General features: G+C 45.9%; 11 protein-coding genes and 1 pseudogene. 4 read left to right on the top strand and 8 right to left on the bottom strand.

Translation table 11 applies throughout. The features are described 5' to 3' along the window. Positions 1–467 precede the first annotated feature (467 nt). The 4 genes from acnB to QUA24_RS15725 all read left to right on the top strand — a co-directional run bounded on the left by acnB (position 468) and on the right by QUA24_RS15725 (position 4,485). On the top strand, positions 468–3,083 hold the full coding sequence (gene acnB, locus QUA24_RS15740; protein ID WP_333230682.1) for a bifunctional aconitate hydratase 2/2-methylisocitrate dehydratase: 2,616 nt from the start codon (positions 468–470) through the stop codon (positions 3,081–3,083). A 70-nt stretch (positions 3,084–3,153) separates the two neighbouring features. Further along, a complete protein-coding gene (locus tag QUA24_RS15735) occupies positions 3,154–3,567 on the top strand; it encodes a hypothetical protein (RefSeq protein WP_333230681.1) in 414 nt (137 codons plus the stop codon). After that, on the top strand, positions 3,564–4,019 hold the full coding sequence (locus QUA24_RS15730; RefSeq protein WP_333230680.1) for a nucleic acid-binding protein: 456 nt from the start codon (positions 3,564–3,566) through the stop codon (positions 4,017–4,019). The genes QUA24_RS15735 and QUA24_RS15730 overlap by 4 nt, the downstream gene beginning before the upstream one ends. Positions 4,020–4,104: 85 nt before the next feature. Next, entirely contained in the window at positions 4,105–4,485 is a 381-nt protein-coding gene (locus tag QUA24_RS15725) for a cupin domain-containing protein (protein ID WP_333165736.1), read from the top strand. Between the two features lie 330 nt (positions 4,486–4,815). On the opposite strand, the gene QUA24_RS15720 is transcribed toward QUA24_RS15725, so the two are convergent. The 8 genes and pseudogenes from QUA24_RS15720 to QUA24_RS15685 form a co-directional block, all read right to left on the bottom strand. After that, a complete protein-coding gene (locus tag QUA24_RS15720) occupies positions 4,816–5,475 on the bottom strand; it encodes a pentapeptide repeat-containing protein (RefSeq protein WP_333230679.1) in 660 nt (219 codons plus the stop codon). 161 nt (positions 5,476–5,636) lie between these two features. Beyond that, positions 5,637–7,286, bottom strand: coding sequence for an ABC transporter substrate-binding protein (locus QUA24_RS15715; protein ID WP_333230678.1), 1,650 nt, complete (start codon positions 7,284–7,286; stop codon positions 5,637–5,639). A gap of 165 nt (positions 7,287–7,451) precedes the next feature. Beyond that, positions 7,452–12,284 carry a PAS domain S-box protein gene (locus QUA24_RS15710; RefSeq protein WP_333230677.1) on the bottom strand — a complete coding sequence of 1,611 codons (4,833 nt, stop codon included), beginning with the start codon at positions 12,282–12,284 and terminating at the stop codon, positions 7,452–7,454. Between the two features lie 130 nt (positions 12,285–12,414). Next, a pseudogene (locus QUA24_RS15705) lies at positions 12,415–12,513 on the bottom strand (helix-turn-helix domain-containing protein); the annotation flags it as partial. Between the two features lie 272 nt (positions 12,514–12,785). Then, the gene (locus QUA24_RS15700) at positions 12,786–14,261 is read right to left on the bottom strand and encodes an adenylate/guanylate cyclase domain-containing protein (protein WP_333230676.1); all 1,476 of its coding nucleotides are present in this window, start codon (positions 14,259–14,261) and stop codon (positions 12,786–12,788) included. A 70-nt stretch (positions 14,262–14,331) separates the two neighbouring features. Then, positions 14,332–14,676: a slr1659 superfamily regulator gene (locus QUA24_RS15695; protein WP_333230675.1), complete on the bottom strand. Its 345-nt coding sequence runs from the start codon at positions 14,674–14,676 to the stop codon at positions 14,332–14,334. 46 nt (positions 14,677–14,722) lie between these two features. Continuing rightward, positions 14,723–15,301: a DUF6272 family protein gene (locus tag QUA24_RS15690; protein WP_333230674.1), complete on the bottom strand. Its 579-nt coding sequence runs from the start codon at positions 15,299–15,301 to the stop codon at positions 14,723–14,725. 77 nt (positions 15,302–15,378) lie between these two features. Continuing rightward, positions 15,379–17,352: a PP2C family protein-serine/threonine phosphatase gene (locus QUA24_RS15685; RefSeq protein ID WP_333230673.1), complete on the bottom strand. Its 1,974-nt coding sequence runs from the start codon at positions 17,350–17,352 to the stop codon at positions 15,379–15,381. Between the last annotated feature and the right edge of the window lie 350 nt (positions 17,353–17,702).

Raw genomic sequence — 17,702 nt, 5'->3', positions numbered from 1 at the left:
AATCAGTAACATTACTCAAAAAAACTGCTTTCCTAGCAGTAGAAAATTCGCGTTTTGGGAGTGGGTGGACATAAATATGGCGCTTGGCATGATTCCTCGATCGCGCCAATCTGAGTTTTGTACCCAAAATTCGAGTAAATTATGAGCATAATTGCTCATTGACAAATGCTTCCCTAGCTTTAGTTGTCAGGGATTGATGCAGAGGACGATCGACAGTAGTCCACAACACATTAATCTTAACCACAACAATGCAACTGAAGGCCTCTAAACTGCTCGGCTGGAGTTTGATATCTTGCACTCCCGGTGGAGAACACATCTGTCTTTGGTATGACAATCTACTGTTTTTAAAGTTGCGTTAAGTTTTTATAAGAGCGAGGTACTTTACCCAATGTGCAGCGGAAGCTCCTAATCTAAAAAGTAAAGCACCTACAAACAACCACCGAATACTATCCGAGGAGAGAGGAGAAATGCTTGAATCTTACCGCCGTACCGCTGCCGAACGGGCCCATGAGGGAATTCCACCGCTGCCGCTAGACGCCGAGCAAACGTCGGAACTGTGTGAACTGCTGAAAAATCCGCCGGCTGGAGAAGAAGAAACGTTAATAGAATTATTGCGCGATCGTGTCCCGCCCGGAGTAGACAGCGCCGCCTACGTCAAAGCTGGTTTTTTAACTGGCATTGCTAAAGGCGAAATCCACAGCCCCCTAATTGCTCCCAAATGGGCAGTTTACCTCCTGGGGACAATGATGGGCGGTTATAACGTCCAATCTTTAATCGATTTGCTCAATCCTACTGCCGAAATTGCTATTCCCGCCACCGCCGCCCGGGCACTGAGCAAAACGTTGTTAGTATTCGACGCTTTCCACGACGTTATAGCTTTGTCTGATACCAATCCCTACGCCAAGCAGGTAGTCGATTCTTGGGCGGATGCCGAGTGGTTTACAGGTCGTCCTGTGTTGCCAGAAGCGATTACCGTTACAGTCTTCAAAGTTCCTGGAGAAACCAATACTGACGACTTGTCGCCTGCACCTCATGCTACCACGCGGCCGGACATTCCCCTACACGCTTTGGCGATGCTCGAAAGTAAGATGCCAGGAGCTTTGCAAACCATTGCAGACTTGAAGCAAAAAGGTCATCCTGTAGCCTATGTTGGTGATGTTGTCGGTACCGGTTCGTCGCGGAAATCGGCGATTAATTCCGTGCTTTGGCACATTGGCAATGATATTCCGTTTGTGCCGAACAAGCGCAGTGGCGGTTATATTTTAGGAAGTGCGATCGCCCCGATCTTCTTCAATACCGCTGAAGATTCCGGCGCATTGCCGATCGAATGTGATGTCTCCAAAATGGAAACAGGAATGGTAATTACCATCCATCCCTACAAAGGCGAAATCACCAACGAAGCCGGAGAAATTATTTCCACCTTCACCCTCAAACCCGACACAATTCTAGACGAAGTTCGCGCTGGCGGTCGAATTCCGCTATTAATTGGACGCACTTTAACCGACAAAACCCGCGAAGCTTTAGGACTAAAACCAAGCACTATTTTTACCCGTCCTACAATCCCAGTAGATACGGGCAAAGGCTTCACTTTAGCACAAAAAATGGTAGGCAAAGCTTGCGGTTTGTCCGGCGTTCGTCCCGGTACATCTTGCGAACCAGTCATGACAACAGTCGGCTCGCAAGATACCACCGGGCCGATGACTCGGGACGAACTGAAAGAACTTGCTTGTTTGGGATTTAGCGCCGATTTGGTTATTCAAAGTTTCTGTCACACCGCCGCTTATCCAAAACCAGTTGATGTCAAAACTCACCATGAATTGCCCGATTTCATGGCAGAGCGCGCCGGCATAGCTTTGCGCCCCGGAGACGGCATTATTCACTCTTGGCTGAACCGGATGTTATTGCCGGATACAGTGGGAACTGGCGGCGATTCTCACACTCGTTTTCCTTTAGGAATTTCCTTTCCTGCAGGTTCGGGATTGGTGGCATTTGCGGCGGCCTTGGGCGTCATGCCTTTGGATATGCCGGAATCGGTATTAGTGCGGTTCAAAGGTGAATTGCAGCCGGGAGTAACGCTGCGGGATGTTGTGAATGCAATTCCCTATGTGGCAATTCAAAAAGGTTTGCTAACCGTCTCGAAACAGAATAAGAAAAACATCTTTTCTGGGCGGATTATGGAGATTGAGGGTTTGCCCGATTTGAAGGTCGAGCAGGCTTTTGAATTGACCGATGCGACTGCAGAGCGTTCTTGCGCTGGATGCACGATTAAATTGAGCGTGGAGACTGTTTCCGAGTACATTCGCTCCAATGTCGCGCTGCTGAAAAACATGGTAGCGCGGGGCTATCAAGATGCGCGGACGATGATGCGCCGGGTGGCGAAGATGGAGGAATGGCTGGCAAATCCGGTGCTGATGGAGGCGGATGCTGATGCGGAATACGTTGAAATCATCGAAATCGATCTGAACGAGATTACAGAACCCATTGTGGCTGCTCCCAATGACCCGGATAATGTTAAGTTGTTGAGTGAGGTTGCGGGCGATCGCGTTGACGAAGTATTTGTCGGTTCTTGCATGACAAATATCGGTCACTACCGCGCCACTGCGAAGGTGTTGGAAGGTGCAGGAGAAGTCAAAACTCGCCTGTGGATTTGTCCGCCAACTCGGATGGACGAACAGCAACTCAAAGAAGAAGGTTATTACAGCATTTTTGGAGCTGCGGGAGCGCGTACAGAAATGCCCGGATGCAGTCTTTGTATGGGCAACCAAGCGCGGGTTAAAGATGCGACAACCGTGTTTTCAACTTCGACTCGCAACTTTAACAACCGCATGGGCAAAGATGCACAAGTTTATCTCGGTTCGGCGGAATTGGCGGCCGTTTGTTCGCTGTTAGGTCGCATTCCCACAGTCCAAGAATACAATGACATTGTGTCTAAGAGAATCGATCCTTTTGCTGGTGATTTGTATCGCTATTTGAATTTCGATCAAATAGCAGGTTTTGAGAATGAAGGACGAGTGATTGCTTTGGAAGATATGCCTCGCATTGAGGATATTTTGGGGATTCCCGATGGTGTATTGAGCAAGTAAAAAGTGGGGCGGGCAATCGCCCGCCCTTTGTTTATAATATGAGTAAATGAGATAAAGGAAAAAAGTAATTATGTCAGAACAAGTTATAAGCAGCGAAAGCCAAGGGACAGTAAAATCCGCGCCCGAAACTCCTACGTTTGAAGACCAAGAAAGCGATCGCCCCTTAAGCCAGCCCATCGCGGAATTTCTCCGCGTAATTCAGCAAACTCCCAGAGAATATTGGCCGAATTTACTTCAGATGATGCGCTTATTTATGGAAACGGTGACAGTAAAGCCCGTATTGTCCGAGGAGATTCCCACACCTGAGAAAATAGACATTACTAAACTGTCGCTGGAGGAACGGATACAAAGAAATAAAGGTGCAATTGATTTAATCAATTCATGGATAGAGGAGGGAGATGAACAAGAACAAACAGAAACCGCTGAATATCTCCGTAAAGCTTTAGATGAAGACCGCCTTTCTAATCGGCCATTATTCCCATGAGTAGAGTAATAATTCTCGACTCTGGCCCATTAGGAATGGTGACAAACCCTAAAGCATCCTCTGCTGAAATTCAAGAGTGCAAAGTTTGGCTAAACTCTTTAATGCGGAGGGGCGAAATAATAATTGTGCCTGAAATTGCTGACTACGAAGTGCGACGTGAGTTGATCCGCGCAGGTAAATTACCAGGTATTCAACGGCTTGATGAACTGAAATTACAATTTACATACCGTCCTTTGACTACAGAAGTAATGCTTTTGGCCGCTCAGTTGTGCGCGCAAGCGAGAATGAGAGGAAGACCAACCGCAGAAGCCCATGCACTTGACGGGGATGTGATTTTGGCGGCTCAAGCAATATTGGAGGCAAGTGAAGGAAATCAGGTGGTAATTGCCACGACAAATGTGGGGCATTTGTCTCAATTTATTGATGCTCGCGAGTGGCGACTAATTGAGTAATGTTTAAATCCATCGCACTTAGCCAATCCTTGCTATACTTTGAACTAAAGATATTTTTACAGACACCGTTGGCGAGATAAACAGGATGGTGGAAACAGTGGACACAATCGAAAAAATTGACGATCGCACACAAACCCGCTACTGGGGTCAAGTTACAGTCATAGACGCGGGCGATCGTTATAAGATCAATCGCATTGAAGTCAAGCCGGGGCATCACATCAGCACCCAAATGCACTATCACCGCAGCGAGCACTGGGTTGTCGTCTCCGGTACCGCTAAAGTTATCTGCGACGACAAAGAGACGATTCTCATGCAGAAACAGTCAACCTACGTTCCCATGAATACTGCTCACCGCGTAGAAAATCCAGGCGTTATTCCCCTGGTGATGATTGAAATCCAAAATGGTGAATACCTCGGCGATGATGACATTATCCGCTTCGCCCAAGATTCTCACGAGGAAGATTGATCCTAGATCCAAATATGAAGCGCAATCGCAGACACCAGGGAAAAGCTTCGCACACCGAACAATGACCGAAAGCATCCAGGATACAAGCCCCCGGATTCATCCGTCCAGAAATAAAAAACCTGTATCCGATGAAACTTGCCCCCCGAATTTATCCGTGGGGTCAATGCTTCAACTCTTTAATCTAAAATCTAAAATCTATTGACCTACGCAGCGACCGGAAACAAGATAAATCCTGCAATTAAAACTGTAGGGGCAATTTCAGAATTGCCCCTATCTTATTATATTAACTTTGTTAAGCACCAGAATTTGATATAGCAATTGGCGATCGTCCTACGGCAAAGAAGCGTTTTCTAAATCTACATTTGCCATATTGGCATTCTTTAAATTAGCACCTGTCAAGTCTGAACCGTTCAAATTTGCACCGTTCAAATTTGCATTGGTCAAATTTGCATCCCGCAAGTTGACTCCCTGTACGTCTATTCCCGACAAACTGCCACCTCTGAGGCTGATATTAGATAAATTCGCAACTGACTGGCGAGCATTTCTCAAGTTTGCACCCGCCAAATTGGCGCTTTCTAAATTGGCGCCGATTAAATTAGCGCTGGTGAGGTTAGTATTTTTCAAACTCGCAATCACTAAACCCGCCAAACTCAGATTAGCGCGGCTCAAATCAGCACCCTCCAAATTAGCCCCGTGCATTTTAGCCGCAATTAAACTCGCACCTTGCAATTTAGCTTGTTTCAGATTTGCTTCATTCAGTTTGGCTTCGTTCAAATTTGCACCGTTCAAATTTGCACCTCTCAGATTCGCTCCGCTCAAATCTGCGCCAGTTAAATCGATACCAGCAAGCTGCGCTCCTGTCAAGTCACATTGGCTACATTTTTTAGTTTCTAAGAGTTGCTTGACGTGTGATACGTTTTCTGCCTTTACTCCGGATGCACAACCGATCGCAATCAGCAGCCCTGTTGTTGTTAAAATTCCAAGTTTCATATACCCACCCTCAGCAATATCTCTCTCTTAACAATATCCCACATTATTAAAGAGGGTTGGGTGATCAGTCTCTTTGATAAACTGTGACAATCATCACCCTATTGTGTACAAAATATGCAATAATTATTGACGTTTCAACTCCCCTCTATTATTGTAACGAATTATTGCTTTTTCAGGAACCAAAAAGGAAAAGATTGCGTCGGTTCGAGACGAACGCCCGTAATGCTGTTCTGAGCAAACGTATAGTCCTTATCCTGCCAAAGAGGGATGAAAGGTACATCTTTACCCAGTATGTCTTGAATTTCGGCAAACAGGGCTTTGCGGGTTTCAGGATTTGCTTCTTTTCGTTGCTTCTCGATCAGTTCATTTACTCGATCGCTATAATAAAACGAACCCTGACCTTGACTTTGACCCTTGGAGCAGCCCTCAGCCTCGGAACCTGTCGCACAATCTAAAAACGGGTGGATGTAATTGTCAGCGTCAAAAAAGTCGGCGGACCAATCCACTAAAACCGCAGGATAAATTCCCTTCTCTATGTTTTGAAACAAAGTCGGAGATTCCACGCTGTTAATTTCTACCTTCATTATCCCGTCCATTTTGAGTTTAGCTTGCGCCTCCATCATGCTCACCACTAAAGCTCGTTTTGTGGAAGATGAAGCATACCAAATTGGCAGAACGAAAGGATTGGTGGCAGAGTATCCCGCTTTCGTTAAAAGTTCCTTAGCCTTTGTCGTGTTGGCATCACCGTAGAGTTCTTTAAAAACCGGTTTTTGAACGTCGAAGTTTGTGGGAATCAGACTGTAAAGCGGTTGTGCTTGTCCCCGCAGTACGCGCTCGTTAATCACCGGGCGATCCATCACTGCTGCGATAGCCTGTCTGACTTCTAACTTGTCCAGCGGTTTAGACTTGGTATTCAGCGTTATGTAATTAACCGTACTGCTTTCCCCCGCGATTTCCTGCCATTTCCCTTTTTTTGCTCCCTCGTCCAAGCTTTGAACTTGGTCTGCATCCAGAGACAAATAAGCCACATCAACGGCACCAGTCTGAAAAGTATTGAACAAATTTGACGAACTAGAAAGCAGCAAAATGTCAATTCCTTGATTAACCGGCTTTTCCCCCCAATACTTGTCAAACACGTCAAACTTGACAGAATCGCTGCCGTACTTCGCCAGCTTGTAACGTCCAGTTCCCACAAACGTATCGGGTTTAAATTTACCCTGTCCAATCTCGTATGCTTTCGGAGAAACAGCACACATACCGGAAAATGTCAACAGGGAAGGAAAAGCAGAAAAAGGCTTTTTGAGTTGAAAAGTTAATTCGTATTCGCCCGTGGCTTTTACCGATTCTACTGCATCGCTCAACAACATAGCCGGACTGCCACCATTTTTGATAAACCGCTGCAAGGAAAATTCCATTGCTGCGGCGTTAAACGGTGTGTCGTCGTGAAAAATAACGCCTTGACGCAAGGGGATGGTATATGTCAATCCGTCTTGGCTAACTTTTGGCATCGCTGTCGCTAAGTGGGGGATTAACTTTGTAGTTCCAGACTCGTAGGTGTAGAGAGTGTCGCCCAAATTTCGCAGCAATTGTCCTGATAAGGTTTCGTAACCGTCCGCAGGGTCGAGCGTCCGCAGTTTCAAGGTTGTGCCAATAGTAACGCGGTTATTAGCATTTTCGCCGCTCACATTCACCGATCGACGTGATCCCTGTCCGCAACTTGCAGTTAACAAGCAGCACATAAAGAATAGGGCTATCGCTTTAATCACTGAAGGTTTTATATGTATTCTCGGCTGCTGCTTGTTAATTCTCATCGTCTTTTTTTGACACTCCAAATTACTGATTATATTATCAGGACTTACGCACTGTTAGACTAGAAACCGGATTTATTGATAGATTCTCCTGTAATACAAATATCGCTGCCTAACCAGAGCAAATTCAAATCTTGATGAGGTTCGATCGGTTTGAGATCCTTCGGCTCAATTTTTATAGCTGGCCGGGCCATGAGTATTCTTGCTAAGAAGTGCGGCGATCGTCTTAATTAATTCATCCGGTTCGATCGGCTTGGCCAGATGTCGCTGAAATCCAGCTTGCAAAGCTTGCTGTTGATTAAACTCGCCCGCATAGGCAGTCAGGGCGATCGCGGGAATCAGCCCACCCCGTTCTGGCGACAGAGCTCGCACTTGCCGCAACAGCATATAGCCATCCATCCCCGGCATACCAATGTCGCTCAACAGGACATCTGGCTGGAAATTAGTCAAGGCTGTGACGGCTTCTTGAGGGACAGCAACAGTCAGTACCTCTGCACCTGCATCTTCTAGCAAAAAAGAAATCAACTCTCGCATATCCGGCTCATCATCTACCACAAGTATCCGCATCCCGGATAACGGTTCATCCGCAGTCGATCGTTCCGAAAGTCTTGCAAGAGAGTTTTCTTGTCTTACCTTCCCTGATAGAGGCAGTCTTACGGTAAAGGTTGCCCCTAACCCTTCACCGGGGCTCTCGGCCCCAACGGTACCGCCGTGAAGTTCCACTAGATGCCGCACGATCGCCAGCCCCAATCCCAAGCCACCAAAGTTGCGGGTTGTAGCGCCATCTTTTTGCCGGAAGTAGTCAAACACGTAGGGTAAAAACTCCGGTGCGATACCAATCCCTGTATCCGCCACCGTAATTTGAGCCTGATTGCCAACACGAGTCAAATTCACCTCAACGCGCCCCCCGGCTGAAGTAAATTTGACCGCATTGGAAACAAGATTCCAGACAATCTGCTGCAAACGGCCCGAATCCCCCAAAATTTGTCCAATCTGAGGATCTAACACAGTCCGAATATCAATGGATTTGGCAACAGCAGCCAAATTGACAGTTTCGATCGCCGATTCCACAGTTAAAGCTAAATCGACTGGACGAATATTAAGACTGAGCTTGCCTTGGAGAATTTTCGAGACATCAAGCAAATCTTCAATCAATTCAGTTTGCAGCTTGGCATTGCGTTCGATTGTGGCTAACGCCTGTGCAGTTTTGGCCGCATCCAGCTTGCCAGTTTGCAGCAGCTTTGTCCACCCCAGGATCGGATTGAGGGGCGATCGCAATTCATGGGATAGTACCGCTAAAAACTCATCCTTGATCCGATTTGCCTGTCTTAGCTGTTCCGCTTGCTGCTGGAGTGAATCGTTCAGGTTTGCCCGTTCCAGAGCGATCGCGATTTGGTCACAGATAGAGCCCAGCAGCTCGATTTCAGCAGGCGTGAAGTGCGTCCGAGTCAAACTGGCAAATGAGAGCGTCCCTAATAACCGCCCTTGAGCAATTAACGGTTGACCCACGTAAGCCGTCATGCCCAGTTCAGAGACGGCTTTAGCATTCGGATGAGTAGAGAGTTCGGCTTGATTCAAGACAAGTTGCTGCTGCGTTTGGGCAACCAGTCCACAGAGATATTCCCCTAAATCGATCCATGCGATCGCCTGCGCCCTTTCTTCAGAGATGCCCTCATAGTTTCTCAAATGCAACATCCGGCGGTTGTCTTTTTCTTCCACCATAAAGTTGTAGTAAGAGTGCAGATCGAGTTGCACTGCAAGTTTGCGGAATAGCGTGTCCATCAAAGCCAGAGGCTGTTCTGTCTGCATCAGATCGCGGGTAGTTTCATACAGTAATTGCAGTCGCTCACTCGCTTGCCGTTGTGCGGTCTTGTCCTGCATTATTTTGACAAATCCCTGCGGACAATCCGCTTCGTTAAGCAGGGGCATCATCAATCCACTGGCCCAAAAGCGATTCCCATCTTTGCGGACGTGCCAGCGTTCGTCTTCGGCCCGTCCTTGCAGTAGAGCCGTTTGCCTCTGGTACTCGGCTTGTCCTTGTTCGTTATCTTCGGGTGTGAAGATCATCTGACTCGAGCAACCAATTGCTTCTGTCTCGGTATAGCCCAACAACCTTTCTGCCCCTGAGTTCCAACTGGCAATGATGCCGTTAAGGTCGATGGTGAAGATGGCATAATCTTTGGCGCTTTCAATGATCAGACGGAGGCGGGATTCACTCTCGCGCAGGGCTTCCTCAGCTTGTTTGTGGTCTTCAATATCAACACAGGAGCCGATGTAGCCCAAGAACTCATCTTCCAATCCGTAGCGAGGAACAGCTTCATCCATAACCCAACGGTATATGCCATCACAGCGTTTCAAGCGATAGTCCATCTTGAACGGTTGACGGGCATCAAAGGCAGTCACATAGGTGTTTAAACACCGATCGAGGTCGTCGGGGTGGACTCCTTGTGCCCAACCATTGCCCCTTTCTTGCTCGATCGTCCGTCCGGTAAAGTTGAGCCACGGGAGGTTGAAGTAATAACAGAGTTTATCGATGCCCGACATCCAAATCAGCACAGGGGCGGCATCTGCCATCAGCCGGAACCTTGCCTCACTCTCCCGTAGTGTGGCTTCGGCTTGTTTGCGATCGGTGATATCGTTGACCAGTGCTACAAACCCTTCAACTTTTCCCTGGCTATTGAAGCGGGGAACATAGGTCGCATTGATATAACGGGTTCCACCATCTTTGTAGGGAATTTGGCTTTCAAAGGTCACTTCCTGTCCTGCCAAGACTTGCTCAACATAAGGACGAATCCCTTGATAGCCAGTTTCCCCTAAAACCTGTTGAAGGTGCTTGCCATAAATTTGCGCTGCCGGATGTCCAAACCATTCTTCATATGCTCGATTGTTGAAGCGATAGCGCTGGTCTGAGTCTACAAAGGAAATCAAGGCAGGCACGGCATTGGTGACTAAACGAAGTTCTGCTTCTCGTTGTTGCAATACCTCCTCGGCCAGTTTTTGATCGGTGACATTTCGGAAATAAATGGTAATCCCGTTGGCGGCAGGGTAGGTGCGAACCTCATACCACCGATCGTGATCGGGATAAAACGCCGTGACTGACAAAGCCACGCGCTCGTTTGCCACGCGCCGATGAACCCGCTCAAACTCGCTGCCCTTGAGTCCTGAGAATTCTTCCCAAAAATTCTTCCCAATCAGAGCGCCCGGAGTGCGGTCTAGCAGAATTTCCGCTGACCGATTCACGTAAGTGAAACGCCAATTCTCATCAAGGGAAAAGAATCCATCATCAATACTCTCTAGAATGTTGCGACTCTGCTCTTCGCTTTGACGCAAGGCTTCTTCGGCTTGTTTGCGATCGCTGATGTCGATTAATACGCCGCGCGTCGAAATTCTGACGCCATCAGCGTTGTAGGCGCAATCGCCCTTTGCCAAAATCCAACGAACGGTGCCATCTGCCCACAGCGTCCGATACTCAATTTCAGTATGCGGTTGATTCGCTTTTAGCTCCGTGATCACGGTGTGAACGAATGGGCGATCGTCGTGATGCACCGCTTCTAAAAACACCTTCATGGACATTGCGGTATTGATGGGTAAACCAAACATCGCTTTGGCTATGTCCGTCAAACTCAGCGTGTCTGTTTCCATATCCCAATACCACAAACCCAAATTGCCGCCTTCGGAAGCCAATCGGAGCAGTTCTTCGCTCTCGCGCAACGCCTGGAACGATCGATCGCGCTCAAAGACGATGCTGGCAACTTGGGTGCCGAACTCCGCGAGTTTATGTTCCCAATCAGTCGGCATCCGCGCCTCGCTAAAGCACAGCATCAGCGACCCCATAGGTAGATTGTCGTGCCTGAACACGGGCTGAGAATGACAGGCTAGAATGCCATGAGCCACGCATAAATTTCGCCATGCTTGCGACCAGCGATCGTCGTTGGCAATGTCGGCGCAGGTCACGGGCTGACCGCTATACACTGCTTCGCCACAGGTTCCAATGCACAAATCGTTAATCGGAGCATCTTGGAGTCCTTCACCAAAAGACGCTGGAAAGTCTGGAGTAATTGATCTCTTAAACGTCAGCCGCTGAGCATCGGCTAGCAGGAAGCAGGCGCGGGTACCCGGATTCAGCCTGGATACTGAGTCACACACGGCTGCCAGACAGTCGTCTAGTGGCTGCCCGAATGCGATCGACTCCAGCAGTCGTGTCTGCTCGATTAGGAGGAGTTCCGCCTGTTTGCGATCGGTAATGTCAGCAAGCAAAACGGTCAGTCCACTGGGCGAAGGGTAAATTCGATGGTCATGCCAACCCTTGCAAGGTGAGTACAGATAATCAAACTGGAGTGGCGTTTGTTCGCGCATTGCCCGATGAAACTGCACATAAGCATCGGTGTCAACGGCTGCCGGAAATAACTCCCAAACGTTCTGACCCAGAATCGCTGACCGGGGCATTCCAACCATTTCACAGTAGCGATCGTTGGCATAGGTGTAGCGCCAATCGCGATCGAGGATGTAAAACCCATCGTTGATGGTAGAAAGTACCGTTTCTAGTTGTTCTTTTGCCTCAGTCACCGCAGTTTGTGCTACTTGGCCCCGCACCTGTTGTTCTACTTCCATTGACTGCTGTAAATTTTGCAAGGCTGCTTTCGCGTTTTTTATAGCAGTGCGCCACGATTGATTGAGTGAAGCGATCAATCCTGCCGCGAGCAAAAACATACCAATCCGAAGAATTGTCTCTACATTAACTATCTGTAAGGAATAGAACGGCTCAATAAAAAAATAGTTAATTGCCAGCGTGGATAAAATTGTTGCCAGTAACCCAGCCCCGAAACTGCCATACCAGGTACTCACTATCACCGCGATGAAAAACAGGGGTGTCGTGGTTGGGTAGATCCACGGTAAAAGCGATCGGGTTAGCGCCAGTGCCAGAGCCACGGAGAGGGTGGCCACACCATAGGGAAGTAGTCGAATATCTCTGAAAATGCTGTTGATTCCCTCTACACTCACCCTTTTTACTCCTTATCCGAAAAATATCTTGCTCGCTGTGCCTTACTGCATTCGCCGTTGCATCTGGCGAATCACCTAACTCATCCAGCAATATGTAAATTTGCTTGAGTGGCAAGCGAGAAGTCGTAGCGTGTCCCTTTTTCCAACGATTAATCGTGGAAAAGGTCATCCCTAATTCATCCGCCAACTTTTTCTGAGACAGGTTCAGCGCTGGCCGCCGTTCTCGCACCAAATTACTGATCGCTGGCTGTTCCGCCCTCAGCCGTTCTATTTTGAGAAGCCTCAGAAGTAACAGCTATAAAGCTGTTTATATTTTACACCTTTGACAGATTCCATAGGTCAGTCATCACTCTCAAGATATATATCAATCTTTACAGGAGTCGTAAATTTTTCACCCACCCCAACTCTCCCCGAACCTGCAGGGAGAAAGTAAGAAATTCACAGGTGATGCGAGGATTGCTATATGGAGTCAATCTCAAATCTCAAATAGACTAGCTTGCTTTAAATTCCTTTGAGGAGCGATCGCCAATCCCGACAGCGTTTCAGGTAAATGCGAGCTACATGATCGCTTGGATTGGTTCGCAAACACTCTTCAAATAATTTTCCCGCTTCTCGGAAGTCCTTGCGATCGCACAGTAACATAGCTTCATTATACACAGACAAATTTGCTAGCTTTGCCGACAAACTTTCCGGCGGATCTGCATCAAATACCTCATAAACTACCACATATTGAGATTTTCCCTTTACCTGTACTTTATCCACAATTCTAATAGCATAATCGGTGGGATTTCGCAACCGTTCCAAAGTCTGCTGAGAAATTAACAGAGGTACGCCGTAATCTTTGGTCAATCCTTCAATGCGAGATGCTAAATTAACAGCATCGCTAATCACAGTGCTGTCCATTCGGCTTGTACCCCCGACTGTCCCCAGCATCAAAGAACCCGAATTAATGCCAATTCCAATTTGAATCGGGATGTAGCCGACGCCTTGACGGTATTCGTTATAATTTTTCAGGATATTTAGCATTGCAATACCCGCTTTGACTGCATCATCTGCAAAGTCACTAAACAAAGCCATAATTGCATCGCCGATGTATTTGTCAATAAACCCGTTATTGCCAGTAATCGCAGGCTCCATCCGCGAAAGGTAAGCATTGATAAAATTAAAATTTTCTTGGGGATCCATAGTTTCTGAAAGCGTCGTGAAATCGCGAATATCCGAAAATAGCACCGACATTTCCTGCTGCACTTGATCGCCTAAATTGACATCTATAATACTTTCATATCCCAACAGATTTAGAAATTGGTGAGGCACAAATCGCCCATAGGCATCAGTTAAGTCTGATTCTGCATCCAGGGATTTTTCCAAATTTTGATTAAGATCAAATAGTTTCTTAATAAATAAATGGCGATCCGCTTCAGCTTCTTTGCGTTCAGTGACATCTTGAAAAACTGCGATCGCAAAAGCAACTTTGCCACCCTCGTCAAAAATTGGCGTTCCCCAAATCTCCAGGGGAACTTTCTTGTGGGATTGATGAATCTCCAGATTTTCAGCCGTCGCGTTTTCGCCCCTCAAAGCTCGAACGATCGGCAAATTCTCGAAAGGGTAAATAGTCTCAGTTCCCGCAATATAAATTTGATAAGTTTCGGACAAATCCTCAACAGAATTCAAGGGCAAAACTCCTTGACCGAGTAACTGCTCTCCGGCGTGATTTACGTAGTAAGGTTTGCCTTGAGAATCCAGCACGAGCACACCTATGGGAATCGCTTCGAGAAATTGAGCCAGCTTGATTTCGCCTTCGCGCACCGCCTCGAATGCGCGCGATCGCAACTCTGTTTCAACCGTATCGGAATGTTGAGCAGTAGTTTCCAGCAAGATTTCCAGATCCGCTTTTTCCTCCTTCAAGTCTTCCACTTGCTGGCGCAATCTTTCTATCTCTAAAAGTAGCTGTTCTCTAGATGGTTGTTCTTCCAGCATAACTCGAGAATCTGCGCCTTGACTAACAAAAAATTTCTCAACATCTCGCACCCTAAAAGTTATCGTATTTCTAGAGAAATTCCAACTGTAAACCAGGCATCAGGCGCTGGAAATTTCTCAAAGATTTACCGTGCCAACCTATGCTTTGAGAGCCTTGTACCGCCATTTGCACCCTGGCTGTTTTGCGTACATGGATAATAAACTTCGATAGCATATTGATGCCAGAACTGTTCAAAAATTCTAACTGCTCCAAATTCAGGGTAATTTTTGTCTGTTCCACGTCGGCAACCTGAGTCAGCAACTGCGCTATCGGCGCGTACTCTGTAGGCCCGCTTAGCCTTAGAGAGCCAATAAAACTCACGGTTGCCGTTGCTGGATCGTAACAGATCTGGTAATCTTCTGTATAAATTTCCATAGCCACAAAAAAAAGTTCCTTCGATATTATCGATCGCTAGCGTTGCTTATACTGTTAATTGCACCATAGTTGTCACCGCAATTACTTCCGGGTCTTTGTGCACGGTCTGGAATTTCCAGCCAAGTTTAGCGGTATAATCGGTGAGCATGGTCAACAAACCCAATCCAGAATTGGTACAGTTGTCGTCAGCAGCATTTTTTTCTAACCGCTGAATGTAAAGTTCGCTTGGCTCGGAGGTCAGCAACTGGTGAATATAATCCTGAAACTTGTCCACCGCTTGGGGAGAGATGCTGTTAGCAACTGAGAAAATCACTCCGTCGCTCTCTAATTGCAGTTTAATAGCGATCGGGTACTCCGAGGTTTCATCATTAAACTTCATGGCATTTTCCAATAACTCGTTGGCAATGTAGCTAACAGCGCTTTTTATTTCAGCTTGTCTTTCTATTGTCGCGGGTTCATCTTGGTTGCCCGGAAAAAAAGTCGTCAGGTAGTCAGCCAGAAAATCCGCCGACAAACCGTTGTTTCGCCACCGCTGCTTGAGAGGAACCGAACTGGGAGAAAATCCCATTATTAAGTATTCTTGGCTAGCCGGCTGCTCGATGAAATCGCCGAAAATCTGAGTCATATCGATGTAATAGCTAAAGTTTGAAATGACGGGGATCACTGAATATATTTTAAACTTTAGGAGGGATATGCAAGTAGTTATTTTTGTTTGAGTACCAGCAATGTGATGTCGTCAAAAACTTTTTGTTCGCCGATGTGCGATCGCACGTCCTTAATTACAGCGTACCTGATTTCGGCAGCCGAACGCTGCCAATTAATCTCTATTACCTCAATTAACCTTTTTAAACCATAAAGCACTTTATCCATATTTTTAGCTTCCGTAATCCCGTCCGTGTATAGTACAACCACATCTCCTGAACGCAAATGCACAATTTTCTTAGCAACAAATTCATCAATATCTATATCCAGCCCGATCGGGAAACCCAAATCGATTGTATCAAACCGCTCGACATAACCGTTACACCGCACAACAATCATTTCTTCATGCTGGCCACTCAACTTCAGCATCCCCTCCTCATAGTCTAGCAAAGCAAGGGTGGCGTTTTTATCGGATTTCATGCGCTGCACATTATCGTAAATTACACTGTTAATAGCACTTAAAAATCTTACTGGGTCTGGTTCATTGTAGGCGAGCAACGTTCGCACTGCCGTTTGAACCATAATCATTAAAACGCCGCTCTCCAATCCGTGTCGCGTCACATCCCCAATGCCAATTTTCACTCTACCTTTTTGTTGGAGTACGTCATAATAGTCGCCCCTTACTTCCTCGGCAGCTTCCATAAATCCCGCAATATATAACCCCACAACTTCATTGAGTTCTAAGTCTTTTGGCAGCAGCATCTGCTGAATCTTGCGAGTAACATCTAGTTCAGCGCTCATTCGCATATTTTCAGCTTTTAGGCGATCGTTGAGAATAGTAATTTCTTGATTTGCACCAACTAAGGCATCGGCAATTTTGTTCAAAGCACCCACAACTTGCCCCAGTTCATCTCTGTTATCCAAAATAATTTTGTGGTCAAGATTGCCGCTTGCCATTTTTTTTGCAGCTTCGTCAAGGACAAATACAGTTTGCATAACGGTCTTGTAAAAACACACAAAGAGATAAATAACGAGAGTTAATATTATTAACACTAAAATAAAAATTGATTTTCTCCTATGATCAAAAGCATCAATCCGGTGCTGAAGAATAAAATCTAACTCATTTACAGTTTTATCTCCGAGTTTAAAACTTGCATTTAAAGCCAAATTACTTCCAGTGATGTAGGCGTAATATTTTAGTGATACAGTTTGATATATTGTTTGATCTAGTTGCTTAGTTAGCTGCTTAACCAGAGAGTTAAATTTTATTAAATCCTCTGTTAATGCCGAGCGCAGATTACCCTGATAATTATTGCTAAATGCTACCTCCATATTAATTGCCAAATCATCATTGATTTCTCTCAACCGGCTGGAAAGAGTAATTAGTTGCGCTCTTTCTTCTGGTGTAGTATCGGCAAGTAGGCTAATTTTTTGAGAAATAAGCCTAATCTCTGACAAAATTTTTTCCATTTCGGGAAGCTGACGCAAAGTAGCATTTATTAAATAATACGTATCCAAATATGGGTCTGAAATTAGATTGGAAGTATCGCCGACGCGAGCACTCAGTCTATCAATGTCTGTAGCTAAACGTTGATAGACAAAATCGTAAGTTTCTAAACTCCACTGGCTGCGGCGAAGTTTAAAATTTTGCCAATCTTGATAAATTTTATTAAAATTTTCACTGGCCATTAATATGTTTCCGAGCTGGATATCTGTATTTCCTAGGGCTTGAAAGTTTTTGTTTATCTTGGCTTCTAAATTGTTTCTGCATTCTGAAGTGCTTAAGTTAGGATTTAAAATCTGATAATTTAACAGTTGAAGTTTCGGTATGTATTCCCTTAAATGGCGCAGCGATCGCAGGTATTCATTACCGTAGATTTCTGTTTGAGTAAAATCGACCTTGCTGTTGATTTCGGAAATCAGCAGGTACATGACCAAGGTTAAGGGTATTGCAAATAGAAAACCGATCAGGAGAAATTTTTTAGGATAACTCAGCCGATTCATTAAATGGATTGCCAGGGATTTCCTGTTCATAATGGATAGATGTCAACAAAATTATACTCAAAAAGTAGCCTTTGCTACTAAAGTAGTTGCGGGGAGGATTGCTCTAGAAAACCACAATGCTAATACAATTAATCAGCGATAGCTGATTTAATTTCTAATGCATTTTCGTCCTGTTGCAACAAATTTTGCGGCATCCCTGTGATATCCTTGGCTCAGCTCGCCTCCCACAGTCTAAAACACGTTTAGCAGTTTTGGAACGCAGAATAGTAATTTGTACTGAGAGTTGGGGGCAGGATTAGAGGCTTTTAAGTAGCTAGACAAAATTAATTACATAGTTTTCTCCAAATTCTTTCAGGATTTTTTCCACAGAGGTAACAAAA

This window comes from Microcoleus sp. Pol12B5, assembly GCF_036701335.1.
Lineage (GTDB): Bacteria > Cyanobacteriota > Cyanobacteriia > Cyanobacteriales > Microcoleaceae > Microcoleus.
The sequence above is the reverse complement of the archived record's forward strand: the minus strand, read 5'-3'. Positions and strand labels throughout refer to the sequence as shown.

Coding starts and splice junctions, on each gene's coding strand:
- QUA24_RS15690 (WP_333230674.1), bottom strand. CDS start 15,301: ATGACTCAGATTTTCGGCGATTTCATCGAGCAGCCGGCTAGCCAAGAA.
- QUA24_RS15715 (WP_333230678.1), bottom strand. CDS start 7,286: ATGAGAATTAACAAGCAGCAGCCGAGAATACATATAAAACCTTCAGTG.
- QUA24_RS15725 (WP_333165736.1), top strand. CDS start 4,105: ATGGTGGAAACAGTGGACACAATCGAAAAAATTGACGATCGCACACAA.
- QUA24_RS15720 (WP_333230679.1), bottom strand. CDS start 5,475: ATGAAACTTGGAATTTTAACAACAACAGGGCTGCTGATTGCGATCGGT.
- acnB (WP_333230682.1), top strand. CDS start 468: ATGCTTGAATCTTACCGCCGTACCGCTGCCGAACGGGCCCATGAGGGA.
- QUA24_RS15730 (WP_333230680.1), top strand. CDS start 3,564: ATGAGTAGAGTAATAATTCTCGACTCTGGCCCATTAGGAATGGTGACA.
- QUA24_RS15695 (WP_333230675.1), bottom strand. CDS start 14,676: ATGGAAATTTATACAGAAGATTACCAGATCTGTTACGATCCAGCAACG.
- QUA24_RS15735 (WP_333230681.1), top strand. CDS start 3,154: ATGTCAGAACAAGTTATAAGCAGCGAAAGCCAAGGGACAGTAAAATCC.
- QUA24_RS15685 (WP_333230673.1), bottom strand. CDS start 17,352: ATGAACAGGAAATCCCTGGCAATCCATTTAATGAATCGGCTGAGTTAT.
- QUA24_RS15700 (WP_333230676.1), bottom strand. CDS start 14,261: ATGCTGGAAGAACAACCATCTAGAGAACAGCTACTTTTAGAGATAGAA.